Raw genomic sequence first — 23,761 nt, forward strand, 5'->3', positions numbered from 1 at the left:
CTCCTGCTCGGCGCGCGTCCCGAGCTCCTCGACCTCGCCGTCGTGCTCGCGCCCGACGAGCCGCTGCGCACGGCGCGGCGCGCCTTCTTCGCCGGCATGGCGGCGCTCGCCGACGCGGTGGGGATCTTCGGGCCGCCGGAGATCCCCGTGCGGATCGTCTGGCCCGGCACCCTGACGTTCAACGGAGCGCGTCTGGGCGGCGGCCAGCTCGGCTGGCCGGACGACTGCGCCGAGGATGCGGTGCCGGACTGGCTCGTCTTCTCCGCCACCCTCATCGCCTCCAAGGCCGCCGCCGGCGATCCCGGCCTGACCCCGGACTCGACCGCCCTGGAGGAGGAGGGCTTCCCGCCGGACCTGCACGGCCCGTTCGCGGAGAGCTTCGCGCGCCACCTCACCAAGACGTTTGAGGTCTGGCGCGAGGACGGCTTCGGGCGCGTCGCGGCCCGCTACGGGGCCCGGCTCTCCGGCGCGGACGCGGCGCTCGACGGCGCGGCCGCGCGGCTGACCTATCCGGACGGGCGGACCGAGCCGGTCGCCCTGGCTGCGGCCCTCGCGACGGCCGCCTGGCGCGACCCCGAGACCGGAGACGTTCGCCTGTGAGCCTGAAGCTTCCCCGGACCCTGCGGCTCGACCCCTCCGACACTTTCGTCTTCGCGCAGGCCGCCGAACCCGGCGAATGGGCGGTGACGGGCTCGTTCCTGTTCCTCGACAGCGACGTGGCCGCGCTCTCCGGCAAGGCCCGGGCCGCCTTCCGGTCCGGCTTCGTCGGCGTCGGCTCGCTGGGCTTCTCCACCCTCGTCGTAGTGAGCGAGGCGAGCGAGGCCGAGCGGGCGGCGGCGGTCGAGGCCCTGGCCGAGCAGATCCACGCGCGTCTCGGCGCGCCGGACCGCGAGGCGGCCCGCGAAGCGGCGCGCGAGGAGATCGACGTGGCCGCCTCGCTGTGCAATCTGCCGGTCGGCAGCGTGGTGGCGATGCACCGGACCGCGGAGGGCGGCGAGATCCGCGAGGAGTTCCGCACCCTTTCCCAGCGCCCGGGCGCGGACCGGCTGCACGGGCGCGCCTTCCACTTCGTCGAGACCGACGAGGACGAATCTTCGGACGCGCCGGAGGAGCAGGCGGACCTCGTCGGCCTGTTGCGCGGAACGCCGACGGGACGCTGAGGATCATGACCGAATTCTGGGTCTCGAGCGGCCATCATCTCACCCAGCGCGATGCGGGCGGCGGTCTCGCGGTGACCGACGAGCTGATCCTCGCCTACCTGGCGCGGCCCGAGCTGGTCCCGCCCGAGGAGGCCTGCGCGGCCGAGCGGGCGCTCTACGCGAGCCTGACGGCCGCGCCGCGCCGCCCGGTCGCCGCGCGCGAGATCGCGGCGCTCGCCGACGCGGACGCCCGGGAGAACTGGGAGGTCATCCTCGCCTTCCGGGACCGCCTGCTGGGCGCGCGCTCGGTCGAGGCCGCCTACCTGTCGCTGGTGCGCGGCAACCTGCAGGGCGTGCCGTCGCTCTTCCTGAACCAGCTCGTCCACCTGATCCTGCGCAACGCGCTGGACGGCTGCGACGACCCCTTCGTGCTCCGGGCGGCCGAGCTGTTCTTCCGGCCCCAGCGGGTGAGCTTCCACGAGGGCCGCGTGCTGCTGGCCGACGCCGAGGTCATCGCCGCGCGCGAGGGGAGCGCGCCGCTCTCGCCCCTCGTGGCGATGCTCGGGCAGGAGGCGGCCACCGAACTCGACGTGCTGACCGAGGCCAACGCCTGGACCTACTGGAGCCGGTCCGACGCCTTCACCATGGCGCTCGACCTCGGCTCCGATCCGCGCAGCCGGGCCGGGCTGGCGCGGGTGATCGAGGTCTTCGTGCAGCACCTGCTGAACGCCGCGGTGCGGGTGAGCCCGCTCGACCGGCTGGAGGATTCCGACTGGCGCTGGTTCGTCGGGCTCGATGCCGAGGGAACCCGCATCGGCAACGCGCTCTGGCGCGGCGAGACGCTCGACGCGGCCGCCCAGGCGCGGATGCTCGTGGCTTTCAGCCTCGTCTTCGACGATCCGGCGCAGGTGGAGCCCGCGGTCGGCGCGCGGCCGGTCTACCTGCTGCTCGCATCGCCTCAGGACAGGACCCTGCAGGTGAAGCCCCACAATCTCATCGTCGGGCTGCCCCTGGCCGCCGGCCGGGAGGCGGGCTGACGGCAAGTCGGCTGACAGTAAGTCGGCTGACGGCAGGTCGGCGCAGGGCACCGCGTCGTCCCGATCCCGGATCGCCTCCCCGTCGCTCCGGGTCTTCCGCAGGTATCCGGGACGTCGGGCCGAGCAATCCCGCATCGGTGATCCCACATCATCCACGCGTCACCATCGAGGTCTCCGCAATGCCCGAGGATCGATTCGAGGTCGGCATCATCGTGGCGCGGCGGCGCCTGAAGGGCCCCTGGGCCGACCACGCCTGGCTGCCGGTGGAGGCCCTGCCGGCGGCGGCGGTCGCCGCGCCCGGCACCAAGCTCTCCGAGACCGAGAACGAGGCGCGGTTCTACGCCGGCTCCTACGAGGTCGCGCTGCACCCGGCCGAGACCGCACATTACCGCGACAACCTCGTCTCCGGTCGGCCGGCCCTGTGGGTGGCCCTCCGCGGCACGGGCGAGGAGGCCTACGCGGTGGCCGGCGTCACGGCCGATCCGTACGAGGGCGAATCGATGGCGGAGGGCATCGGCGAGATCGTCGAGGCGGTGCCGATGCCGCCTGAGGTGCAGGCGAAGCTGCTCGCCTTCTACGAGGCCTTCCACGTCGAGCGCAGGTTCGAGAAGCGCAAGCGCGACCGCGCCGACCCCGAGGCGCTCGCCCACCGCGTTCCCGCCGCGCGCGGGAGATCCGGGAGATCCCAATGAGCGACGGCTTCCTCAGCCGCTGGACGCGCCGGAAGCAGGCGGTCCGCGCCGCCGAGCAGGCGGAGCGCGTTGCCCCCGCCGAGGCCACCGCGAACACCGGCGCAGACGCCAGCGCAGACACCCGCGCGAACCCCGGCGCGAACCCCGGCGCGGGGGAGCCGGCGGCGTCCGAGGACGCGCGGGCCGCCGCAGCCGCGCCCGCGTCGTCCGATCCGCCGGAGAGCGACGCCCCGCTTCCGGAGCTCCCCGACCCCGGCACGCTGACGCGCGACAGCGACCTCGCCCCGTTCCTGCGGGCCGGCGTGCCGACGGTCCTGCGGAACGCCGCGCTCAGGCGAATGTGGTCGATCGATCCGGCCATCCGCGACTTCGTCAGCGAGGCGCGGGAATATGCCTACGACTGGAACAGTCCGGGCGGCGTGCCCGGCCTGGGTCCCCTCCTGCCGAGCGACGACGTCGAGGCGATGCTGCGCAGGATCGTGGGCGTGCGCCCACTGGAAGCCGGGACGCCCGACGGATCCCGGTCCGCGGCCGCGGAGGAAGCCGAAACCCCGGATGCCGCGCCGCCGAATGCGGCGCTCCAGAGCGCCGAGCCTCAGGTGGCCGATGTCCGCGATGCGCCCGTCGCGCCGGACCCGGAACACGCGGCCGGGATCGAGCCCGCCGCCCTGCCGGATCGAGCGCCCGCCCTCGTGGGAGCAGCCCTCGCGCACCCGGCGCGCGAGACCGTGCCCGCGGCCGTGCAGCCCACGCCGGAGACCGCGGCGATGGCGGGACCGCGGCTGCGACGACACGGCGGCGCGAGGCCGGCCTGAGAATATCAAATTCCAGTTGCGAGCGATCGAAATGCTTTTTAAGACCAGTCTAAAGTACCGCTCCTGAGGCGGGCTCGGGGAGGCCGATGGGTTCGGTAGCGTCTGCGTTGGAAGGTCCGGCCGGTGGCGCGTCGGCGACGGCCGAGCGCGTCGATGAGATCGACCTGCTGCGCGCCGAGCACTACGATCTGCTCGCGGTCCTGCTGGGCCGGGCGCCGGCGCAGCCGCTTCTCGACGGGCTCGCCGCGCTTCGTCCGGGGGAGGGTGCGCTCGGTGCCGCCACCGCGGAGCTGCGCCGCGTCGCGGCCGAGACCGATGCCGGGGCCGTCGAGCGCGAGTTCTTCGAGCTCTTCATCGGGGTCGGGCGGGGCGAACTCCTGCCCTACGCCTCCTACTATCTCACCGGCTTTCTCAACGAGCGCCCGCTGGCGCGGGTGCGCGAGGACCTCGCCGCCCTCGGGCTGGCCCGGGTCGAGGGAATGAGCGAGCCCGAGGATCACCTCGCCTTCCTGCTGGAGATCATGGCGGGGCTCGCGGCCGGGCGGTTCGGCGCGGAGGAGGGGGCGCAGCGGCGCTTCTTCGACCGGCATCTGGCGCCCTGGGCACCGCGCCTGTTCGCGGACCTCGAACAGGCCAAGGCCGCCCGCTTCTACCGCGCGGTGGGCGGGCTCGGCCGCGTCTTCCTGGACGTGGAGGCGGAAGCCTTCCGGATGGAGACCTGACGACCGCACCGGGCCCCGGGCCCGGTACGAATGGAATCGCGGCGCGTTGTCCCGATGGGCAAGCGCCACTCTAGGAGATGGATCGATGCGACAGGATCCGAAGACACTCGGTCGTCGCCAGTTCTTCCGGGCGCTGGGCGGCAGCACCGTGGCGGCGGCCGCCGCGGTCGCCTCGCCGATGGGCGCGACGGAGGCGCAGGCCTACGATCCCGGCAACGCCGAGACCAAGGCGCGCTACCGGGAGAGCGACCACGTCAAGGCGTTCTACCGGACCAACGGCTACGAGACGCTCCTGAAGAACCCCGACCCCGCTCCGGGCACGAAGTGAGTCTGCCATGCTGACGAAGCGCAAGAGCGGCGAGACGAGCCGCAGCAAGCACCAGGCGGTCGCGGCGGGCCTCGCCTCCGGCGTGCTCGACCGGCGCAGCTTCCTGCGCCGGTCCGGCCTGACGGCCGGAGCGCTGGCCGCCGCCGGCACGATCCAGCTCGGCGCGGTGCGCCGGGCCGAGGCCGCCGGCTCCTCCGCGGTCGGCCCCGACACGGTGGTCAAGAAGAACATCTGCACCCACTGCTCGGTGGGCTGCACGGTGACGGCCGAGGTCGTGAACGGCGTCTGGGTCGGCCAGGAGCCGTCCTGGGCGAGCCCGATCAACCGCGGCACGCACTGCGCCAAGGGCGCGGCCATCCGCGAACTGGTCTCCTCCGACCGCCGCCTCAAATACCCGATGAAGCTCGAGGGCGGGCAGTGGAAGCGGGTCTCCTGGGACCAGGCGATCGACGAGATCGGGACCAAGCTCCAGGCGATCCGCGAGAAGAACGGCGCCGACTCGGTCTACTGGCTGGGCTCGGCCAAGTTCACCAACGAGGCCGCCTACCTGATGCGCAAGTTCGGCGCCTTCTGGGGCACGAATTCGGTCGATCACCAGGCCCGCATCTGCCACTCGACCACGGTGGCGGGCGTGGCCAACACCTGGGGCTACGGCGCCCAGACGAACTCGTACAACGACATCCGCAACGCCAAGACGATGATCATCCTGGGCGGCAACCCCGCCGAGGCGCACCCGGTCTCGCTGCAGCACGTGCTGTCCGGCAAGGAGATCAACCGCGCCAACATGATCGTCATCGATCCGCGCTTTACCCGGACGGCGGCGCACGCCACCGAGTACGTGCGCATCCGCTCCGGCACCGACATCCCGGTGGTCTGGGGCATCCTCTGGCACATCTTCCAGAACGGCTGGGAGGACAAGGACTTCATCGCCAAGCGCGTCTACGCGATGGACGACGTGCGCAAGGAAGTCGCCAAGTGGACGCCCGACGAGGTCGAGCGCGTCTCGGGCGTGCCGGGCGAGCAGCTGCGGCGCGTGGCGGAGAAGTTCGCCAAGGAGAAGCCCGCCACGCTGATCTGGTGCATGGGCGCGACCCAGCACACGGTCGGCACCGCCAACGTGCGCGCGCTCTGCATCCTGTGCCTGGCCACCGGCAACGTCGGCAAGCCGGGCACGGGCGCCAACATCTTCCGCGGCCACACCAACGTGCAGGGCGCGACCGACCTCGGCCTCGATGTCACGACGCTGCCGCTCTACTACGGCCTCGTCGAGGGCGGCTGGCGGCACTGGGCCCGCGTCTGGGACGTTCCCTACGAGTGGCTGCAGTCGCGCTTCGACGAGGTTCCCGCTGCCGCAGGTCGTAAGGCCCGGACGCGCAAGGAGAACATGGAGGCGCCCGGCATCACCTCCACGCGCTGGTTCGACGCCGTCAACCTCCCCCCGGAGCAGATCGACCAGCGTAGCCCGCTCAAAGCCTTCATGATCTTCGGTCACGGCGGCAACACCGTCACCCGGCTGCCCGAGGCCATCGAGGGCATGAACAAGCTCGAACTGATGGTGGTGGCCGATCCCCATCCGACCACCTTCGCGGCGCTCGACGCCCGGCAGGACAACACCTACCTGCTGCCGATCTGCACCTCGCTGGAGATGGAGGGCTCGCGCACGGCCTCGAACCGCTCGATCCAGTGGGGCGAGCAGATCGTGCAGCCGGCCTTCGAGTCGAAGAACGACTACGAGGTGCTGTACCTGCTGGCGAAGAAGCTCGGCTTCGCCGACACACTGTTCAAGAACATCAAGGTCGAGAACAACATCCCCTCGGCCGAGGATCTCCTGCGTGAGATCAACCGCGGCGGCTGGTCGACGGGCTATTGCGGGCAGAGCCCCGAGCGTCTGAAGGCGCACATGCGCAATCAGCACAAGTTCGACCTCGTGACGCTGCGCGCGCCCAAGGACGATCCGGAGGTCGGCGGCGATTATTACGGCCTGCCGTGGCCGTGCTGGGGCAAGCCGGAGCTGCGCCATCCCGGCTCGGCCATCCTTTACAACACCGAGATGCACGTGAAGGAGGGCGGCGGCACCTTCCGGGCCCGCTTCGGTACCGAGCGCAACGGGGCGACCTTGCTCGCCGAGGACTCGTTCTCGAAGGGCTCGGACCTCACCGACGGCTATCCCGAGCTCACCTTCGGGGTGTTCAAAAAGCTAGGCTGGGACAAGGACCTTACGGCCGACGAGCTCGCCACGATCCTGAAGATCGGCGGCGACAAGCCCGACACCGTGAGCTGGGCGACCGATCTGTCCGGCGGCATCCAGCGCGTCTGCCTGGAGCACGGCGTCTCGCCCTTCGGCAACGGCAAGGCGCGGGCCAATGCCTGGAACCTGCCGGACCCGGTGCCGGTCCACCGCGAGCCGATCTACTCCCCGAGGCCGGATCTCGTGGCCAAGTACCCGACCCGGCCGGACGAGCGGCAGCTGCGCGTGCCCAATATCGGCTTCTCGGTGCAGAAGGCTGCGGTCGATCGGAACGTCGCCAAGGACTTCCCTATCATCCTAACCTCGGGCCGGCTCGTCGAGTACGAGGGCGGCGGCGAGGAGACCCGCTCGAATCCGTGGCTCGCCGAGCTGCAGCAGGACATGTTCGTCGAGATCAACACGGGCGACGCGAGCGAGCGCGGCATCAAGGACGGCCAGTGGGTCTGGGTCTCGGGCCCGGAGAACAGTGCCAGGACCAAGGTGAAGGCACTCGTCACCGACCGCGTCGGCCGGGGTGTCGCCTTCATGCCCTTCCACTTCTCCGGCTGGTACCAGGGCAAGGACATGCGCGACTACTACCCGAAGGGTACCGACCCAGTCGTGCTCGGCGAGAGCGTCAACACCGTGACCACCTACGGCTTCGATCCTGTGACGGGCATGCAGGAAACGAAGTGCACCCTGTGCCAGATCGCAGCGGCCTGAGAGGAGCGACCCGACCATGGCCCGCATGAAGTTCCTCTGCGACGCGGATCGCTGCATCGAGTGCAACGCCTGCGTCACGGCCTGCAAGAACGAGCACGAGGTGCCCTGGGGCATCAACCGGCGCCGCGTCGTCACCCTGAACGACGGCAAGCCCGGCGAGCGCTCTGTCTCGATGGCCTGCATGCACTGCACCGACGCGCCCTGCGCGGCCGTGTGCCCGGTGAACTGCTTCTACACCACGGCCGACGCCGTGGTGCTGCACTCCAAGGATATCTGCATCGGCTGCGGATACTGCTTCTACGCCTGCCCGTTCGGCGCGCCGCAATATCCGCGCGTCGGCAACTTCGGCTCGCGCGGCAAGATGGACAAGTGCACCTACTGCTCCGGCGGCCCCGAGCCCGACTTCTCGACGGCCGAGTACGAGAAGTACGGCTCGAACCGGCTCGCCGAGGGCAAGCTGCCGCTCTGCGCCGAGATGTGCTCGACCAAAGCGCTGCTCGCGGGCGACGGTGCGATGATCGCCGAGATCTACAAGCAGCGGGTGATCAAGCGCGGCTACGGCTCCGGCGCCTGGGGCTGGAAGACGGCCTACCGCGAGACCATCGCGATCTGACGAGACCGGCGCCGCGCAGGCCGCGGCGCTCTTTGACCCTCGACCCGAAAGGTACGCCGATGCGGCGGGCATTGACGCTTCTCAGCACGCTCCTCGTGGCCGGTACGCTCTGGGCCGCCCCGGGCGCGGTGGCGCCGGTCCAGGCGCAGAACCCGATCCAGGCCGACGGCCAGAACCCGATGGGCGCCCGGCCCACCGCCGACTCGGTCAACGAGGAGTTCCTGTTCAAGCAGGCCCCGAAGATCACCGGCCGGATCAGCATTCCCGACCAGAAGGCCGCCAACCTGATCCAACCGCAGGGGCGCGAGTACCAGATGTTCCGTGAGGGCTGGCTGCCCTGGATCGGGGCGCTCGCGATCCTCGGCATGCTTGGGCTCCTCGCCCTATTCTTTCTCTGGCGCGGCCGGATCATCACCGAGCACAGTCAGGAATCGGGCCGGAAGATCCTGCGCTTCAACGCCTTCGAGCGCTTCACGCACTGGATGACGGCCGTGTGCTTCATCATCCTGTCCCTGTCGGGGCTGAACTACATCTTCGGTAAGCGCCTTTTGATGCCGCTGATCGGCCCCGACGCGTTCGGGGCGCTGGCGCAATGGGCCAAGTACAGCCACGTCTATCTGGCATGGCCCTTCATGTTCGGCGTGGCGATGATGTTCGTGGTCTGGATCCGCGACAACATACCCAACCGGATCGACTGGGAATGGATCAAGGCCGGCGGCGGCATCATCGGCAGCGGACACCCGCACGCGCACCGCTTCAACGCCGGCCAGAAGGGTGTGTTCTGGATGGTCGCGGGCTTCGGCGCGGCCATGAGCGTCACCGGCCTGATGATGCTGTTCCCCTTCGCGCTCGTCGACATCAACGGGATGCAGGTGATGCAGGTGATCCACTCGCTGATCGGCATCGCGTTCATCGCCGGCATCCTGGCCCACATCTACATCGGCACGCTCGGGATGAAGGGCGCCTACGACGCGATGGGCAGCGGCGAGGTCGATCTCGCCTGGGCACGCGCGCACCACGACCTCTGGGTCGAGCAGGAGCAGGCGCGCACGGCGAGCGGCCCGCAGCTCCGCGGCCGGCCCGCGCCGGCCGAGTGATCGCCGCGCGCCGCACCGCAACCTGGGGCCCTCGCCCCGACCAGGATCTGCAACGATGAAAGCCTTTATCGCCGCCGTGGTCGCCGCGATCCTGTTGGGGGTCGCGGCCATGCTGGCGCTCACCAGCAACCAGAAATTCGCCTACCAGGCCTTTGCGACCTCCGGCGCGCGGGTCTCCGAGCCGGGCACCAACCTCGTCGGACCCCGCTGGAACGGTGACCCGGCCCCGGACGAGTTCGCCGGCGAGCCCCACGGCAAGGCCGAGGGCGCCGCGTCCCATCCGAAGCGGTCCTGACGTCCGCGCGTCTCCGCCAGCCGGGGTTGGCCGGGACCGATACCTCATAGGAGAGCCCGTCCGATGAAGACGCCCGTGACCGAATTGCTGCTGGCCGCGAGCCTCGCGAGCACGCTCCTGGCTGGCGCCGCCATCGCGCAGGACAGTGGAGCTGTGCCGGCCGCGACCGCTCCGGCCGCGCCCGGCCGCCCGGCCGACCTCTGCCAGGAACTGCTCGCCTTCGTGAAGCAGCCCGAGCCGGCCAAGCAGGCGGCCGCGACCCCGCCCCAGCAGGCGACGGCGGTCTCGAACCCCTCCGGCCAGAGCCAGGGCACGCCGTCGGCAGCCGGCGGCGCCGTGCAGCAGAACTCGGGGCTCAGCGGCCCGACCAAGAACGAGGCGCCGGCACCGGCGACGACCGATCGCAAGGCCGCGCTGGCGCAAGCCAACGCGGCCGCCAAGAACCCGCCGGCTCCGGGCGCCGCGGCACCGACCCCGCAGGCGCAGGCGGCGACGGTGGCGCGGATCGAGGCCGCGGCGGCGGCCGGGGACCAACCGGGATGCCGGGCGGCCGCGCGGGAGATGCGCGTGGGCGGCGTCGTGCTCCCGCCGCCGCTCCTGGCGCTGGCGGCGCTCGACCCGAAGTTCTTCGCCCGATAACGGGTGCCCATCCGGACCGGACGGTCGGGCGATGCCCGGGCGGAACCGGGCTTGCGGGGCGGAACGGGCCGGGGGGGGTGGCGTCAGTTGACCCCTCGGCCTCGACCAGCGCCGACGCGGCGCGCGATCACGCGCCCGACTTCCAGCAGGAACATGTCGACGAGGAGCCGGAGCGATGCGCTGCCGTCCTCCTCGACCGCCTCGCGGGCGGCGAGCGCGTGGCGGGCCGCCCGCTCAAGCGGCGAAAGGGCGGCGCCTTCCGGGGCTTCGAAACGGTCCGGCGCATGTCGGGCCGTGATATCGATCAGAACGCCGTGGCCGTGGGCCGGGACGCCGGGTTGGGCCCCGTAGATCCGGCCGTGACTCAGGAGCCAGCGGACGCCATCGGGCGTCCGCACGCGGTACTCCAAGCTGACTGGGCCGCTCTGATGGGCGTTCCGGCCGAGCGCCGCCCGCACGGCCGCGCGGTCGGCGTCGAGGACGTGGCGAACCAGCGCGTCCGCCGGCAGGTCGATGTCGGCGAGATCCTGGGCGCCCGCCAGGAGTTCGGCGGCGTCTCGATCAAGGACGTGACGGTCGCCGCCCCGCCACATCCAGGTCCCGACGAGACCGGCACTGCCGGCTCGAAGCGCCAGCGCCCCGAGCGTTCCGGCGGCATGATCCTGCATCTGCACGCTCCCCCCGACGCAAGACCGGACTACGCCAGCGCGATGCCGATCAACTTGCCGTCATATCCCGAATTTCACGCGCCATCGCGAAGCGGTCTGCGTATTAGATCCGTCTTGTCCGACCAGGTCGTCCACGCGATGTCTCGCCGGACCGGGCTTAGCCGACGCAGAACGTAGCGAGGGTTGCACGTGATCGAGACAGATGACCCGCGCTCGTCCGACACCTCCACCGCGTCTAGGTTCCGCGACGGACGGGACGGCTGTCCCCCGATGCCGGCTGCGGCGCAGCGCACGCTGGACGATGTGGCCGAGGCCCTCGGGCTTGCGACCGACCTCCTCGGCCGGATCGATCAGCGCGGGCCGGACCGGGATGTCGCGGCAGCGAGCCTGATGGAGGCCTCCGCCCTTCTGCAGGCCTTCATCCGGATCGAGGATCCGGAAACGCGCCAGCGCTGCCTGGCCTTCGTGCAGGCCGCATCCGCGCAGGTGCGGGGCCGCGGCTGAGACGACGCCCGGAACGCGGGTCATCGTGCGGGATGCCAGCGGTAACGCGGCGCGGCCGTCCGGTCCGCGGGCTCGCGGCGCGCGGGCCGGAGGTAGACCAGCAGTGCCGTGCCGGCAGTGAGCGCACTCGCGCCCACAGGAGCCGCCGCGACGGCCAGGACGGGTCCGCACGGCCCCCAGAGGGCCGCGGTGGTCAGGAGGCCGCCGACCCAGGCGGTGAACGCGTAGAGCAGCACCATCGAAGCCTCTCACGCAAGCATCTTGAGTTGCATGAGAACAATGGCGCGGCCCGCCCGAAGAGAAGCGGCGTTTCTGGAAATCTGTTTCCCGCTCGCGCTCTACGGCCTCGTCCAGGTCGCTCCGGGCCAGGATCGGCGATGGATCGGCCGCGGTCCGAACGGCTGTTCTGAAGTCGGGCGGCGGGAACGGACCGCATACCACAAAGCTTTGCGGAAAACATTGAGCAACGTACGCCCAGGTTGGCTGGCATACTCAATACTTCGTAGTCAGACCTCCGCGTTTACCAAGTTTTCGCCGAGATCAGCTTCGCATGTCGATTTCAACTTGAACGCGAGGCCGGCCTGTCTACCTCTGGTTGCGGGATGCCGTAAGGCGGGACACGTCCGCCCGGCCGAGGCACGGGAGTGAGCCGGCGAACGATGCCACATCCTCAGGTTCTGCGAGACCTCGCCCTCTTCGTCGAGGTCGCAAAACGGCTCAGCTTCAGCCAGGCCGCCGCCGCGCTGGACATGCCGGTCTCGTCGCTCTCGCGCCGCATCACCCAGTTCGAGGCCGCGATCGGCCTGCGGCTCCTCGACCGGACCACGCGCAAGATCGCACTGACGGCCTATGGCGAGGCCTATCTTGCCCAGGCGACGCAGGTGGTCGAGGAGGCCCAGCGCAGCTTCGACGAACTCGTCGCCCAGGCCAGGGGTCCGAGCGGGCTCCTCAAGGTGGCCGTCCCGACGGATCACTGGGTGGTGCGGCACCTGTCCGAGATCGTCTCCGCCTTCGCCCGCCAGCACGAGCACATCCACGTTCACCTCGACCTGCGCGCGAGCCAGGTGGATCTCGTCCAGGAGAATTACGACCTTGCGATCGTCGGCGAGACGCCGCGCGAGGCCTCCCTCATCGTGCGCAAGATCAGCGTCATCGAGAACGGATTGTTCGCCGCGCCATCCTATCTGGCGGCACACGGGCGTCCCACGCATCCGAGCGAGCTGTCCGGCCACGAGGTCCTGCTGTCGACCGCGGCCGAGGCCGCGACATGGCAGTTCCAGCGCGGCGGCGAGACCGTTTCGGCGACGGTTCGCGGGCGCCTCTCCTGCAACAGCCTCAGCTTCGCCCGGCGTCTCGCGATCACGGGGCGCGGCATCGCTGCGGTGAGCGTGGTCAACGTCGAGCGCGACCTCGACAAGGGGCGCCTGGAGCCCGTCCTGGCGGATTGGGCGATCCCGCCGACTAGCATCTACGCGGTGACGACGTCGCGCCTCATACCGGCCAAGGTGCGGCACTTCATCGATTTCCTGGCGCTGCACCTGGGCCGGACCTTCTCGGAGGTGCCCCGCCTCGCGGACAGGATCGCGCACGGGGGGAACGATGCCGCAATCGGCGAGCCGGGGCCGGTCGCCGAGGCGTGCTGGCGTCCGTCCGATCGACCCTATCGGCTGCACCGCGCCGCCGCGTGGGCGCCCCCTTCCGGGAACGATTGACCGCGCCGCCGGCCGCGCGGCCGGACCCGGCACGCGGCGTCAGGTCGCCCGCAGGGCCGCCTTCACCTTGGCGGGCGTGAACGGGACCGAGCGCAGGCGGGCCCCCGTCGCGTCGAAGATCGCGTTCGAGATCGCCGCAGGCACGATGGCCGCGGAGGGCTCCCCCGCGCCCCAGGGCTTCTCGGTCGGCCGGTCGATCAGGGCCGTCACCACCTCGGGCACGTCCGGGAAGGTGATGATTGGGTAGCTCGCCCAGTCGAGGCTCGTCACGCCACCCCGGTCGAAGGTCACCTCCTCCATGAGCACCCGGCTGACTGTCTGGATGACGTTGCCGTCGAGCTGGTTGCGCACGCCGTCCGGGTTGATGATCTGCCCGCAATCCTGTGCCACGAAGAAGCGCGGCACCCGGATGCGCCCGGTCCTACGATCGACCTCAACCTCGGCCACCCCCGCCACGTAGGTGCGGTTCAGTTCGTACTTCACGTAGGACAGGCCGCGCCCGCGCAGCACGTCCCCGGACATGTCCGCCGCCGGCGAGGGGCGGGCCTGCCACCCGGCGATCTCGGCGACGCGCTCCAGCACCGCGATCCCGCGCGGGTCTTTCAACGCGCGCAGCCGGTATTCCAGCGGGTCCGCGCCCGCCGCCGCCGCGCACTCGTCGAGGAAGGCCTCGTTGGCGTAGGTGTTCTGCATCCGCCCCGGGGTCCGGATCCAGGAAGGCCGGAACGGCGTCGAGGCGAGGCGGTGGCAGACGGTCCGCACGTTCGGAAAGGCGTAGGGGAGCGCCGAGTTCTGGATGACGTTGCCCGGCGCCATCGCGGTCTCGTGCGGCAGGCCGGCGAGGTCGGCGGCCACGAGCGGCACGTTGCCGGCCGCGCCCTCCGGCACGTGGAACTGCGAGGACCACGCGGCGACGTTGCCGTCCGCGTCGAGTCCGGCCTTCAGGTCGATCAGAGTCGGCGGACCCTTCGGGTCCCAGCCGTGCTCGTCGGCCCGCGACCACTGCACCCGCACCGGGCGGCCGACCGCGCGGGCGAGCAGCGCCGCGTCCCCGGCCGCGTCCTCGTGCCCGTTGCGGCCGTAGCAGCCCGAGCCCTCGACGTAGATGCAACGCACCGCCTCCGGCGCGAGCCCGGTCATCGCCGCGAGCTGCTTGCGCAGCGCGTGCGTCATCTGCGAGGCGGTCCAGCAGGTGAGCAGCCCGTCCTTCAGCTCCGCGACGGCGCAGGAGGGGCCGATCGAGCCGTGGGTGTGGATGGCGAAGTCGTAGGACGCCTCCAGCGTTCGGGCGGCCCGGCCGAGCGCCGCCTCGGCATCGCCCGTGCTGCTGGTGAGGTCGTCCTTCGTCACCTTCGTGGCGCGCACGTGCTGCCACAGCTTGTCCTGCTCCGGGAGCCCCTCCCACTTCGACCACGTCGCCCCGAGCTGGCCGGCCGCCTTCACGGCCGCCCACTCCTTCTCGGCGACGACGGCCAGGAAGTTGCCCTGGCGGACCACCTTGAGGACGCCCGGGATGCCCGCGACCGAGCCCTCGTCCACGCTCTCCAGGCTCGCGCCGATCGCGGGCGGTCGCACCACGCGGGCGTGCACCATGCCGGGCACGCGGACGTCCTGCATGTAGGTGAAGCGCCCCATGACTTTCTGGGGGATGTCGATCCGGGCGACGGACTTGCCCACGAGGGCGAAGCGGGCCGGGTCCTTCGTGTTGACCGCGGGATCGACCTTCAGGTCGAGGCGCCCGTCCGTCACCAGCTCGGCGTAGGCGAGCCCCGGCCCGCCGGCCTTCGGCCGCACGGCGCCGTCCCGGGTCTCGAGGGCGTCGACCGGCACGCCGAGGCGCTCGCTCGCGCGTTGAACGAGGCGGGCGCGGGCGGTCGCCGCCGCATGCCGGATCTCGACGCCGCCCTTCTGGATCGAGAGGCTGCCGTAGGTCGGGCCCTGGTCGGGGGTCAGCGCCGTATCGCCCTGAACCACGGCGACACGGTCGAGGGGAAGGTCGAGCTCCTCGGCCGCGATCTGGGCCATGGCGGTCTCGATGCCCGTGCCGAGATCGACCTTGCCGGAGAAGATCGTGGCGCGGCCGTCGGCGCCGAGCGCCAGGAAGCTGTCGACCTGATCGGGCGCGACCGCCTTCGTGAAGCCGTCGGTCGCCACCGGCGCGAAGGTCTGCGCCAGCGCGTTACGGCCGGCCATCGAGAAGCCGACCACGAGCGCGCCGCCCTGGAGTAGCAGGCTGCGCCGCGAGAGTGCGGGAGCGTTCATCCGGTCCTCCTCAGAGCGTGCCGGCGGCGCGCTGAACGGCGCGCACGATCCGCAGATGGGTGCCGCAGCGGCAGAGGTTCTGCGCCAGCGCCTGCCGGATCGCGGCCTCGTCGGGCTTCGGCGTCTCGTTGAGGAGGGCCGCCGACTGCATGATCATGCCGTTGATGCAGTAGCCGCACTGCGCGGCCTGCTCCGCAATGAAGGCCGCCTGGACGGGATGCGGCATCTCCGGCGTGCCGAGGCCTTCCAGCGTGACGATCTTCGCCCCCGGCTTCAGGCCCGAGACGGGCGTGATGCAGGAGCGCACCGCCTGCCCGTCCACATGCACCGTGCAGGAGCCGCACTGCCCGAGGCCGCAGCCGAAGCGGGGGCCGTGCAGGCCGAGGTCGTCGCGCAGCACGTAGAGGAGCGGCGTGTCGGGATCATCGACGCTCACGCGCGCGGCGCGCCCGTTCACGTCCAGCGACATCTGCTGCGCCATGGGGCGTCTCCCTGGAACTATTTTGCTCTGCTCGGCCTATACCCGGCGCAGATCCGGGGCAACGCGACCGCGTGATAGGTGCCGTGACGCCGCGCGCCGCCCGCCATCCGCAGGGAGGATCCATGCCCGCGCCCCGTCGCAGCCCCCTCGCGCTCATCCTCGTCCTGGCCGCATCGCCGGTCTGGGCCGCCGAGTCCCCGGCTCCGGACTGGCCCGAGCCGGCGCGCGCGGCGGCCGAGGCGATCGCCGAGCGCTACGGTCCGCCCCAGGAGCGGACCGCGACCCTGCTGATCTGGCACCGCAACGGGCCGTGGATCCGGACCGTGGTGCACAAGGTCGGGGCCGAGCACGACTTCCCGGCCAAGCACAGCGACGTTCTGGAGCAGAGCCTTCCCTACAAGGTGCCGCTCAACCTCTTCAGCGCGGTCGCGACCTTCAACGGGAGCGTGATCCCGGACCGGACGCGGGGCACGCTGACGGCCTACGGTGCCAGCGAGGCCGGGAACGTGATGAGCCTCAACCTCGCCCGCGCCGTGGCCCGGGGCGAGCTGAGCCCGGAGCAGGCGCGCGAGAAGCAGGTCGCGGCGGCGCGGGCGCTCGCGGAGGGTGTTGTCCCGGAGGAGGCGGCCGAGCTGACGCTCGAGCAGCAGCAGGAAGGGGACGTCGCCGATCCCGATACGGCGATGCTCCTGCCGCCCGCTTCCCAGCAATGATGCCCGGTCGCGGCGCCCTCGGCGCGGCCGATCGCGTCCGCGTGGCCGAAACGCGGCCAAGCGGCCGATGCGGGCGTGGCTTCCCAGATCTGCCGACACACCGGCGGTCCCCTTCAGGCGGTGGACGGTGCGTGATAATGAACCCGATCATTTTTGCTCGCGCGCGGAGGCGGTACCCGGCCGGTCACCGCGTCGGCCGCAGCACGCAACGACCGATCCCGCCCCGGACCGCCCAAGCGTGACCGGGCAAGGGTCCCGGAGGAGCCCGAGTGTCTGACGTCGTAGAGGAACTGAACGCGAGACTGGACGCGCTCGACGGGTGGCGCTTCAGCGTGGCGCCGATGATGGACTGGACGGACCGGCACTGCCGGGCCTTCCACCGCACGCTCAGCCGCCGCGCCCGCCTCTACACCGAGATGGTGACCACCGGCGCCGTCCTGCACGGGCCGCGCGAGCGGCTGCTCGGCTTCTCGGAGATGGAGCACCCGGTCGCGCTGCAGCTCGGCGGCTCCGACCGGGGCGAGCTGGCGGCGGCGGCGCGGATCGCCGCGGATCTCGGCTACGACGAGGTGAACCTCAATGTCGGCTGCCCGTCCGACCGGGTCCAGGAGGGGCGCTTCGGCGCCTGCCTGATGCGCGAGCCGGCGCTCGTCGCCGATTGCGTCGCCGCCATGCGGGCGGCCGTGCGGGTGCCGGTGACGGTGAAATGCCGCATCGGCGTCGATGACCAGGATCCCGAGATCGCCCTGGACGCGCTCGCGGATGCCGTCGTAGCGGCGGGCGTGGACGGGCTCGTGGTGCATGCCCGCAAGGCTTGGCTTCAAGGACTCTCCCCGAAGGAGAACCGGGATGTGCCCCCCCTTGATTACGGCCGCGTCGCCCGCCTCAAGCGGGCCCATCCCAACCTCCCGGTCGCGCTCAACGGCGGAATCGCCGGGCTGCCGACGGCGCGGGCGCTGCTCGCCGAGGTCGATGGAGTGATGGTCGGCCGGGCCGCCTACACGGAGCCGGCGCTCCTCCTCGCGGTCGATCCGGAGATCTTCGGCGAGCCGGCGGCACACCCCGACGCCTTCGCGGCCGTGGAGGCCTTCGAGCCCTACATCGCCGGGGTGCTGGCGCGCGGTGACAGGCTGCACGCGGTGACGCGGCACATGCTCGGGCTGTTCAACGGGCGCCCCGGGGCGCCCGTTGAACAGCCCGAGCATGTGCCGCGTCACCGCGTGCAGCCTGTCACCGCGCGCCAGCACCCCGGCGATGTAGGGCTCGAAGGCCTCCACGGCCGCGAAGGCGTCGGGGTGTGCCGCCGGCTCGCCGAAGATCTCCGGATCGACCGCGAGGAGGAGCGCCGGCTCCGTGTAGGCGGCCCGGCCGACCATCACTCCATCGACCTCGGCGAGCAGCGCCCGCGCCGTCGGCAGCCCGGCGATTCCGCCGTTGAGCGCGACCGGGAGGTTGGGATGGGCCCGCTTGAGGCGGGCGACGCGGCCGTAATCAAGGGGGGGCACATCCCGGTTCTCCTTCGGGGAGAGTCCTTGAAGCCAAGCCTTGCGGGCATGCACCACGAGCCCGTCCACGCCCGCCGCTACGACGGCATCCGCGAGCGCGTCCAGGGCGATCTCGGGATCCTGGTCATCGACGCCGATGCGGCATTTCACCGTCACCGGCACCCGCACGGCCGCCCGCATGGCGGCGACGCAATCGGCGACGAGCGCCGGCTCGCGCATCAGGCAGGCGCCGAAGCGCCCCTCCTGGACCCGGTCGGACGGGCAGCCGACATTGAGGTTCACCTCGTCGTAGCCGAGATCCGCGGCGATCCGCGCCGCCGCCGCCAGCTCGCCCCGGTCGGAGCCGCCGAGCTGCAGCGCGACCGGGTGCTCCATCTCCGAGAAGCCGAGCAGCCGCTCGCGCGGCCCGTGCAGGACGGCGCCGGTGGTCACCATCTCGGTGTAGAGGCGGGCGCGGCGGCTGAGCGTGCGGTGGAAGGCCCGGCAGTGCCGGTCCGTCCAGTCCATCATCGGCGCCACGCTGAAGCGCCACCCGTCGAGCGCGTCCAGTCTCGCGTTCAGTTCCTCTACGACGTCAGACACTCGGGCTCCTCCGGGACCCTTGCCCGGTCACGCTTGGGCGGTCCGGGGCGGGATCGGTCGTTGCGTGCTGCGGCCGACGCGGTGACCGGCCGGGTACCGCCTCCGCGCGCGAGCAAAAATGATCGGGTTCATTATCACGCACCGTCCACCGCCTGAAGGGGACCGCCGGTGTGTCGGCAGATCTGGGAAGCCACGCCCGCATCGGCCGCTTGGCCGCGTTTCGGCCACGCGGACGCGATCGGCCGCGCCGAGGGCGCCGCGACCGGGCATCATTGCTGGGAAGCGGGCGGCAGGAGCATCGCCGTATCGGGATCGGCGACGTCCCCTTCCTGCTGCTGCTCGAGCGTCAGCTCGGCCGCCTCCTCCGGGACAACACCCTCCGCGAGCGCCCGCGCCGCCGCGACCTGCTTCTCGCGCGCCTGCTCCGGGCTCAGCTCGCCCCGGGCCACGGCGCGGGCGAGGTTGAGGCTCATCACGTTCCCGGCCTCGCTGGCACCGTAGGCCGTCAGCGTGCCCCGCGTCCGGTCCGGGATCACGCTCCCGTTGAAGGTCGCGACCGCGCTGAAGAGGTTGAGCGGCACCTTGTAGGGAAGGCTCTGCTCCAGAACGTCGCTGTGCTTGGCCGGGAAGTCGTGCTCGGCCCCGACCTTGTGCACCACGGTCCGGATCCACGGCCCGTTGCGGTGCCAGATCAGCAGGGTCGCGGTCCGCTCCTGGGGCGGACCGTAGCGCTCGGCGATCGCCTCGGCCGCCGCGCGCGCCGGCTCGGGCCAGTCCGGAGCCGGGGACTCGGCGGCCCAGACCGGCGATGCGGCCAGGACGAGGATGAGCGCGAGGGGGCTGCGACGGGGCGCGGGCATGGATCCTCCCTGCGGATGGCGGGCGGCGCGCGGCGTCACGGCACCTATCACGCGGTCGCGTTGCCCCGGATCTGCGCCGGGTATAGGCCGAGCAGAGCAAAATAGTTCCAGGGAGACGCCCCATGGCGCAGCAGATGTCGCTGGACGTGAACGGGCGCGCCGCGCGCGTGAGCGTCGATGATCCCGACACGCCGCTCCTCTACGTGCTGCGCGACGACCTCGGCCTGCACGGCCCCCGCTTCGGCTGCGGCCTCGGGCAGTGCGGCTCCTGCACGGTGCATGTGGACGGGCAGGCGGTGCGCTCCTGCATCACGCCCGTCTCGGGCCTGAAGCCGGGGGCGAAGATCGTCACGCTGGAAGGCCTCGGCACGCCGGAGATGCCGCATCCCGTCCAGGCGGCCTTCATTGCGGAGCAGGCCGCGCAGTGCGGCTACTGCATCAACGGCATGATCATGCAGTCGGCGGCCCTCCTCAACGAGACGCCGAAGCCCGACGAGGCCGCGATCCGGCAGGCGCTGGCGCAGAACCTCTGCCGCTGCGGCACCCATCTGCGGATCGTGCGCGCCGTTCAGCGCGCCGCCGGCACGCTCTGAGGAGGACCGGATGAACGCTCCCGCACTCTCGCGGCGCAGCCTGCTACTCCAGGGCGGCGCGCTCGTGGTCGGCTTCTCGATGGCCGGCCGTAACGCGCTGGCGCAGACCTTCGCGCCGGTGGCGACCGACGGCTTCACGAAGGCGGTCGCGCCCGATCAGGTCGACAGCTTCCTGGCGCTCGGCGCCGACGGCCGCGCCACGATCTTCTCCGGCAAGGTCGATCTCGGCACGGGCATCGAGACCGCCATGGCCCAGATCGCGGCCGAGGAGCTCGACCTTCCCCTCGACCGTGTCGCCGTGGTTCAGGGCGATACGGCGCTGACCCCCGACCAGGGCCCGACCTACGGCAGCCTCTCGATCCAGAAGGGCGGCGTCGAGATCCGGCATGCGGCGGCGACCGCCCGCGCCCGCCTCGTTCAACGCGCGAGCGAGCGCCTCGGCGTGCCGGTCGACGCCCTCGAGACCCGGGACGGCGCCGTGCGGCCGAAGGCCGGCGGGCCGGGGCTCGCCTACGCCGAGCTGGTGACGGACGGGCGCCTCGACCTGAAGGTCGATCCCGCGGTCAACACGAAGGACCCGGCCCGCTTCGCCCTCGTGGGCAAGTCCGTCGCCCGGATCGACATCCCCCAGAAAGTCATGGGGCGCTTCACCTACATGCAGGACGTCCGCGTGCCCGGCATGGTGCACGCCCGCGTGGTGCGACCGCCCGCGATCGGCGCGAGCCTGGAGAGCGTGGACGAGGGCTCGGTCGCGGGCATCCCGGGCGTCCTCAAGGTGGTCCGCCAGGGCAACTTCCTGGCCGTCGTCGCCGAGAAGGAGTGGGCGGCCGTGAAGGCGGCCGGCCAGCTCGGGGCGACGTGGTCGAAGTGGGAGGGGCTCCCGGAGCAGGACAAGCTGTGGCAGCACGTGCGCGCCACGAAGGTGACGAAGGACGACCTCACCAGCAGCACGGGCGATGCCGAGGCGGCGCTCGGCCGGGCCGCCCGAACGCTGGAGGCGTCCTACGACTTCGCCATCCACACCCACGGCTCGATCGGCCCCTCCTGCGCCGTCGCGGAGCTGAAGGACGGGCTGCTCACCTGCTGGACCGCCTCGCAGATGACGCACGCGCTGCGCAAGCAGCTCGCGGCGATGACCGGGCTCGCGCCGGAGGCGGTGCGTTGCATCTACGTCGAGGGCTCGGGCTGCTACGGCCGCAACGGGCACGAGGACGCGGCCGGGGACGCGGCGCTGCTCGCCCGCGCGGTCGGCCGCCCGGTGCGGGTGCAGTGGTCGCGGGCCGACGAGCACGGCTGGGACCCGAAGGGTCCGCCGACTCTGATCGACCTGAAGGCCGGACTCGACGCGGACGGCAACGTCGCCGCGTGGTCCTCGCAGTTCCACGTGCCGGAGGGCGCGGCCGGCAACGTGCCGCTCGTGGCCGCCGACCTCGCCGGCCTGCCGCACGAGACCGCGATGGCGCCGGGCAACGTCATCCAGAACTCGGCGCTCCCCTACGCCTTTCCGAACGTGCGGACCGTCTGCCACCGCCTCGCCTCGACGCCGTTCCGGCCTTCCTGGATCCGGACCCCGGGGCGGATGCAGAACACCTACGCCAACGAGGCCTTCCTCGACGAGTGCGCGGCGGCGGCGGGCGCGGACCCGCTGGAATACCGGCTGCGCGCGTTGAAAGACCCGCGCGGGATCGCGGTGCTGGAGCGCGTCGCCGAGATCGCCGGGTGGCAGGCCCGCCCCTCGCCGGCGGCGGACATGTCCGGGGACGTGCTGCGCGGGCGCGGCCTGTCCTACGTGAAGTACGAACTGAACCGCACCTACGTGGCGGGGGTGGCCGAGGTTGAGGTCGATCGTAGGACCGGGCGCATCCGGGTGCCGCGCTTCTTCGTGGCACAGGATTGCGGGCAGATCATCAACCCGGACGGCGTGCGCAACCAGCTCGACGGCAACGTCATCCAGACAGTCAGCCGGGTGCTCATGGAGGAGGTGACCTTCGACCGGGGTGGCGTGACGAGCCTCGACTGGGCGAGCTACCCAATCATCACCTTCCCGGACGTGCCCGAGGTGGTGACGGCCCTGATCGACCGGCCGACCGAGAAGCCCTGGGGCGCGGGGGAGCCCTCCGCGGCCATCGTGCCTGCGGCGATCTCGAACGCGATCTTCGACGCGACGGGGGCCCGCCTGCGCTCGGTCCCGTTCACGCCCGCCAAGGTGAAGGCGGCCCTGCGGGCGACCTGACGCCGCGTGCCGGGTCCGGCCGCGCGGCCGGCGGCGCGGTCAATCGTTCCCGGAAGGGGGCGCCCACGCGGCGGCGCGGTGCAGCCGATAGGGTCGATCGGACGGACGCCAGCACGCCTCGGCGACCGGCCCCGGCTCGCCGATTGCGGCATCGTTCCCCCCGTGCGCGATCCTGTCCGCGAGGCGGGGCACCTCCGAGAAGGTCCGGCCCAGGTGCAGCGCCAGGAAATCGATGAAGTGCCGCACCTTGGCCGGTATGAGGCGCGACGTCGTCACCGCGTAGATGCTAGTCGGCGGGATCGCCCAATCCGCCAGGACGGGCTCCAGGCGCCCCTTGTCGAGGTCGCGCTCGACGTTGACCACGCTCACCGCAGCGATGCCGCGCCCCGTGATCGCGAGACGCCGGGCGAAGCTGAGGCTGTTGCAGGAGAGGCGCCCGCGAACCGTCGCCGAAACGGTCTCGCCGCCGCGCTGGAACTGCCATGTCGCGGCCTCGGCCGCGGTCGACAGCAGGACCTCGTGGCCGGACAGCTCGCTCGGATGCGTGGGACGCCCGTGTGCCGCCAGATAGGATGGCGCGGCGAACAATCCGTTCTCGATGACGCTGATCTTGCGCACGATGAGGGAGGCCTCGCGCGGCGTCTCGCCGACGATCGCAAGGTCGTAATTCTCCTGGACGAGATCCACCTGGCTCGCGCGCAGGTCGAGGTGAACGTGGATGTGCTCGTGCTGGCGGGCGAAGGCGGAGACGATCTCGGACAGGTGCCGCACCACCCAGTGATCCGTCGGGACGGCCACCTTGAGGAGCCCGCTCGGACCCCTGGCCTGGGCGACGAGTTCGTCGAAGCTGCGCTGGGCCTCCTCGACCACCTGCGTCGCCTGGGCAAGATAGGCCTCGCCATAGGCCGTCAGTGCGATCTTGCGCGTGGTCCGGTCGAGGAGCCGCAGGCCGATCGCGGCCTCGAACTGGGTGATGCGGCGCGAGAGCGACGAGACCGGCATGTCCAGCGCGGCGGCGGCCTGGCTGAAGCTGAGCCGTTTTGCGACCTCGACGAAGAGGGCGAGGTCTCGCAGAACCTGAGGATGTGGCATCGTTCGCCGGCTCACTCCCGTGCCTCGGCCGGGCGGACGTGTCCCGCCTTACGGCATCCCGCAACCAGAGGTAGACAGGCCGGCCTCGCGTTCAAGTTGAAATCGACATGCGAAGCTGATCTCGGCGAAAACTTGGTAAACGCGGAGGTCTGACTACGAAGTATTGAGTATGCCAGCCAACCTGGGCGTACGTTGCTCAATGTTTTCCGCAAAGCTTTGTGGTATGCGG

General features: G+C 71.4%; 23 protein-coding genes and 2 pseudogenes. 18 read left to right on the top strand and 7 right to left on the bottom strand.

Going from position 1 to position 23,761, the window contains the following annotated elements:
* The 12 genes from AX737_RS07075 to AX737_RS07020 all read left to right on the top strand — a co-directional run.
* The coding region (locus AX737_RS07075; RefSeq protein WP_066920107.1) for a biotin/lipoate--protein ligase family protein at nucleotides 1–600 on the top strand (600 nt) is incomplete at its 5' end.
* Nucleotides 597–1,160, top strand: a complete 564-nt coding sequence (locus AX737_RS07070) for a DUF6505 family protein (protein WP_066920109.1) — start codon at nucleotides 597–599, stop codon at nucleotides 1,158–1,160. The genes AX737_RS07075 and AX737_RS07070, both read left to right, overlap by 4 nt.
* Nucleotides 1,161–1,165: 5 nt before the next feature.
* Nucleotides 1,166–2,176, top strand: a complete 1,011-nt coding sequence (locus AX737_RS07065; protein WP_066920110.1) for a DUF6352 family protein — start codon at nucleotides 1,166–1,168, stop codon at nucleotides 2,174–2,176.
* A 179-nt stretch (nucleotides 2,177–2,355) separates the two neighbouring features.
* A complete protein-coding gene (locus tag AX737_RS07060) occupies nucleotides 2,356–2,868 on the top strand; it encodes a DUF3305 domain-containing protein (RefSeq protein WP_066920112.1) in 513 nt (170 codons plus the stop codon).
* Nucleotides 2,865–3,683, top strand: coding sequence for a DUF3306 domain-containing protein (locus AX737_RS07055; protein ID WP_066920113.1), 819 nt, complete (start codon nucleotides 2,865–2,867; stop codon nucleotides 3,681–3,683). Before AX737_RS07060 ends, AX737_RS07055 begins: the two co-directional genes overlap by 4 nt.
* A gap of 107 nt (nucleotides 3,684–3,790) precedes the next feature.
* The gene (locus tag AX737_RS07050; protein ID WP_245293404.1) at nucleotides 3,791–4,405 is read left to right on the top strand and encodes a molecular chaperone TorD family protein; all 615 of its coding nucleotides are present in this window, start codon (nucleotides 3,791–3,793) and stop codon (nucleotides 4,403–4,405) included.
* An 85-nt stretch (nucleotides 4,406–4,490) separates the two neighbouring features.
* On the top strand, nucleotides 4,491–4,733 hold the full coding sequence (locus AX737_RS07045; protein WP_066920119.1) for a formate dehydrogenase: 243 nt from the start codon (nucleotides 4,491–4,493) through the stop codon (nucleotides 4,731–4,733).
* Nucleotides 4,734–4,740: 7 nt separating this feature from the next.
* Nucleotides 4,741–7,683: a formate dehydrogenase subunit alpha gene (locus AX737_RS07040; protein ID WP_066920121.1), complete on the top strand. Its 2,943-nt coding sequence runs from the start codon at nucleotides 4,741–4,743 to the stop codon at nucleotides 7,681–7,683.
* A 16-nt stretch (nucleotides 7,684–7,699) separates the two neighbouring features.
* On the top strand, nucleotides 7,700–8,296 hold the full coding sequence (gene fdh3B, locus AX737_RS07035) for a formate dehydrogenase FDH3 subunit beta (protein ID WP_066920122.1): 597 nt from the start codon (nucleotides 7,700–7,702) through the stop codon (nucleotides 8,294–8,296).
* Nucleotides 8,297–8,355: 59 nt separating this feature from the next.
* Nucleotides 8,356–9,393, top strand: a complete 1,038-nt coding sequence (locus tag AX737_RS07030; RefSeq protein ID WP_066920123.1) for a formate dehydrogenase subunit gamma — start codon at nucleotides 8,356–8,358, stop codon at nucleotides 9,391–9,393.
* A gap of 55 nt (nucleotides 9,394–9,448) precedes the next feature.
* A complete protein-coding gene (locus tag AX737_RS07025) occupies nucleotides 9,449–9,688 on the top strand; it encodes a hypothetical protein (protein ID WP_066920124.1) in 240 nt (79 codons plus the stop codon).
* Nucleotides 9,689–9,751: 63 nt separating this feature from the next.
* Complete coding sequence (locus tag AX737_RS07020; protein WP_066920126.1) at nucleotides 9,752–10,327, top strand: hypothetical protein; 576 nt, start codon at nucleotides 9,752–9,754, stop codon at nucleotides 10,325–10,327.
* A gap of 83 nt (nucleotides 10,328–10,410) precedes the next feature.
* On the opposite strand, the gene AX737_RS07015 is transcribed toward AX737_RS07020, so the two are convergent.
* Nucleotides 10,411–10,995 carry a PAS domain-containing protein gene (locus AX737_RS07015; protein ID WP_066920130.1) on the bottom strand — a complete coding sequence of 195 codons (585 nt, stop codon included), beginning with the start codon at nucleotides 10,993–10,995 and terminating at the stop codon, nucleotides 10,411–10,413.
* Nucleotides 10,996–11,265: 270 nt separating this feature from the next.
* Between AX737_RS07015 and AX737_RS07010 the strand changes: the two genes are divergently transcribed.
* Nucleotides 11,266–11,499, top strand: a complete 234-nt coding sequence (locus tag AX737_RS07010; RefSeq protein ID WP_066920132.1) for a hypothetical protein — start codon at nucleotides 11,266–11,268, stop codon at nucleotides 11,497–11,499.
* A 20-nt stretch (nucleotides 11,500–11,519) separates the two neighbouring features.
* Here the strand turns inward: AX737_RS07010 and AX737_RS07005 are convergent, their stop codons facing one another.
* Nucleotides 11,520–11,738 carry a hypothetical protein gene (locus AX737_RS07005; RefSeq protein WP_066920133.1) on the bottom strand — a complete coding sequence of 73 codons (219 nt, stop codon included), beginning with the start codon at nucleotides 11,736–11,738 and terminating at the stop codon, nucleotides 11,520–11,522.
* Nucleotides 11,739–12,158: 420 nt separating this feature from the next.
* On the opposite strand from AX737_RS07005, the gene AX737_RS07000 reads away from it, so the two are divergent.
* Nucleotides 12,159–13,211 (top strand): LysR family transcriptional regulator, encoded by a 1,053-nt coding sequence (locus AX737_RS07000; RefSeq protein ID WP_082772930.1) that lies wholly within the window; start codon nucleotides 12,159–12,161, stop codon nucleotides 13,209–13,211.
* Nucleotides 13,212–13,250: 39 nt separating this feature from the next.
* Here the strand turns inward: AX737_RS07000 and AX737_RS06995 are convergent, their stop codons facing one another.
* Together AX737_RS06995 and AX737_RS06990 are read right to left on the bottom strand one after the other, a co-directional pair.
* Nucleotides 13,251–15,473, bottom strand: coding sequence for a molybdopterin cofactor-binding domain-containing protein (locus AX737_RS06995; protein WP_066920134.1), 2,223 nt, complete (start codon nucleotides 15,471–15,473; stop codon nucleotides 13,251–13,253).
* Nucleotides 15,474–15,483: 10 nt separating this feature from the next.
* Entirely contained in the window at nucleotides 15,484–15,954 is a 471-nt protein-coding gene (locus AX737_RS06990; protein WP_066920136.1) for a (2Fe-2S)-binding protein, read from the bottom strand.
* Between the two features lie 122 nt (nucleotides 15,955–16,076).
* Between AX737_RS06990 and AX737_RS06985 the strand changes: the two genes are divergently transcribed.
* Entirely contained in the window at nucleotides 16,077–16,667 is a 591-nt protein-coding gene (locus AX737_RS06985; RefSeq protein ID WP_066920141.1) for a hypothetical protein, read from the top strand.
* A 341-nt stretch (nucleotides 16,668–17,008) separates the two neighbouring features.
* A pseudogene (dusA, locus tag AX737_RS06980) lies at nucleotides 17,009–17,851 on the top strand (tRNA dihydrouridine(20/20a) synthase DusA); the annotation flags it as partial.
* On the opposite strand, the pseudogene dusA (AX737_RS31905) reads toward dusA (AX737_RS06980), so the two are convergent.
* Nucleotides 17,840–18,682: pseudogene (gene dusA, locus AX737_RS31905) on the bottom strand (tRNA dihydrouridine(20/20a) synthase DusA); the annotation flags it as partial. The pseudogenes dusA (AX737_RS06980) and dusA (AX737_RS31905) sit on opposite strands and share 12 nt — an antisense overlap.
* A 341-nt stretch (nucleotides 18,683–19,023) precedes the next feature.
* Nucleotides 19,024–19,614 carry a hypothetical protein gene (locus AX737_RS06975; RefSeq protein ID WP_066920141.1) on the bottom strand — a complete coding sequence of 197 codons (591 nt, stop codon included), beginning with the start codon at nucleotides 19,612–19,614 and terminating at the stop codon, nucleotides 19,024–19,026.
* A gap of 122 nt (nucleotides 19,615–19,736) precedes the next feature.
* On the opposite strand from AX737_RS06975, the gene AX737_RS06970 reads away from it, so the two are divergent.
* A complete protein-coding gene (locus tag AX737_RS06970; protein ID WP_066920136.1) occupies nucleotides 19,737–20,207 on the top strand; it encodes a (2Fe-2S)-binding protein in 471 nt (156 codons plus the stop codon).
* A 10-nt stretch (nucleotides 20,208–20,217) separates the two neighbouring features.
* The gene (locus AX737_RS06965; protein WP_066920134.1) at nucleotides 20,218–22,440 is read left to right on the top strand and encodes a molybdopterin cofactor-binding domain-containing protein; all 2,223 of its coding nucleotides are present in this window, start codon (nucleotides 20,218–20,220) and stop codon (nucleotides 22,438–22,440) included.
* Between the two features lie 39 nt (nucleotides 22,441–22,479).
* On the opposite strand, the gene AX737_RS06960 is transcribed toward AX737_RS06965, so the two are convergent.
* Nucleotides 22,480–23,532: a LysR family transcriptional regulator gene (locus AX737_RS06960; RefSeq protein WP_082772930.1), complete on the bottom strand. Its 1,053-nt coding sequence runs from the start codon at nucleotides 23,530–23,532 to the stop codon at nucleotides 22,480–22,482.
* Nucleotides 23,533–23,761 lie beyond the last annotated feature (229 nt).

Origin of the sequence: Methylobacterium sp. CCH5-D2, assembly GCF_001556475.1 — a bacterium.
Classification (GTDB): Bacteria; Pseudomonadota; Alphaproteobacteria; order Rhizobiales; family Beijerinckiaceae; genus Methylobacterium; species Methylobacterium hispanicum.

Coding starts and splice junctions, on each gene's coding strand:
- AX737_RS06970 (WP_066920136.1), top strand. CDS start 19,737: ATGGCGCAGCAGATGTCGCTGGACGTGAACGGGCGCGCCGCGCGCGTG.
- AX737_RS07030 (WP_066920123.1), top strand. CDS start 8,356: ATGCGGCGGGCATTGACGCTTCTCAGCACGCTCCTCGTGGCCGGTACG.
- AX737_RS06995 (WP_066920134.1), bottom strand. CDS start 15,473: ATGAACGCTCCCGCACTCTCGCGGCGCAGCCTGCTACTCCAGGGCGGC.
- AX737_RS07010 (WP_066920132.1), top strand. CDS start 11,266: ATGCCGGCTGCGGCGCAGCGCACGCTGGACGATGTGGCCGAGGCCCTC.
- AX737_RS06985 (WP_066920141.1), top strand. CDS start 16,077: ATGCCCGCGCCCCGTCGCAGCCCCCTCGCGCTCATCCTCGTCCTGGCC.
- AX737_RS06975 (WP_066920141.1), bottom strand. CDS start 19,614: ATGCCCGCGCCCCGTCGCAGCCCCCTCGCGCTCATCCTCGTCCTGGCC.
- fdh3B (WP_066920122.1), top strand. CDS start 7,700: ATGGCCCGCATGAAGTTCCTCTGCGACGCGGATCGCTGCATCGAGTGC.
- AX737_RS07000 (WP_082772930.1), top strand. CDS start 12,159: ATGCCACATCCTCAGGTTCTGCGAGACCTCGCCCTCTTCGTCGAGGTC.
- AX737_RS06960 (WP_082772930.1), bottom strand. CDS start 23,532: ATGCCACATCCTCAGGTTCTGCGAGACCTCGCCCTCTTCGTCGAGGTC.
- AX737_RS07060 (WP_066920112.1), top strand. CDS start 2,356: ATGCCCGAGGATCGATTCGAGGTCGGCATCATCGTGGCGCGGCGGCGC.
- AX737_RS06990 (WP_066920136.1), bottom strand. CDS start 15,954: ATGGCGCAGCAGATGTCGCTGGACGTGAACGGGCGCGCCGCGCGCGTG.
- AX737_RS07005 (WP_066920133.1), bottom strand. CDS start 11,738: ATGGTGCTGCTCTACGCGTTCACCGCCTGGGTCGGCGGCCTCCTGACC.
- AX737_RS06965 (WP_066920134.1), top strand. CDS start 20,218: ATGAACGCTCCCGCACTCTCGCGGCGCAGCCTGCTACTCCAGGGCGGC.
- AX737_RS07055 (WP_066920113.1), top strand. CDS start 2,865: ATGAGCGACGGCTTCCTCAGCCGCTGGACGCGCCGGAAGCAGGCGGTC.
- AX737_RS07015 (WP_066920130.1), bottom strand. CDS start 10,995: ATGCAGGATCATGCCGCCGGAACGCTCGGGGCGCTGGCGCTTCGAGCC.
- AX737_RS07065 (WP_066920110.1), top strand. CDS start 1,166: ATGACCGAATTCTGGGTCTCGAGCGGCCATCATCTCACCCAGCGCGAT.
- AX737_RS07020 (WP_066920126.1), top strand. CDS start 9,752: ATGAAGACGCCCGTGACCGAATTGCTGCTGGCCGCGAGCCTCGCGAGC.
- AX737_RS07045 (WP_066920119.1), top strand. CDS start 4,491: ATGCGACAGGATCCGAAGACACTCGGTCGTCGCCAGTTCTTCCGGGCG.
- AX737_RS07025 (WP_066920124.1), top strand. CDS start 9,449: ATGAAAGCCTTTATCGCCGCCGTGGTCGCCGCGATCCTGTTGGGGGTC.
- AX737_RS07040 (WP_066920121.1), top strand. CDS start 4,741: ATGCTGACGAAGCGCAAGAGCGGCGAGACGAGCCGCAGCAAGCACCAG.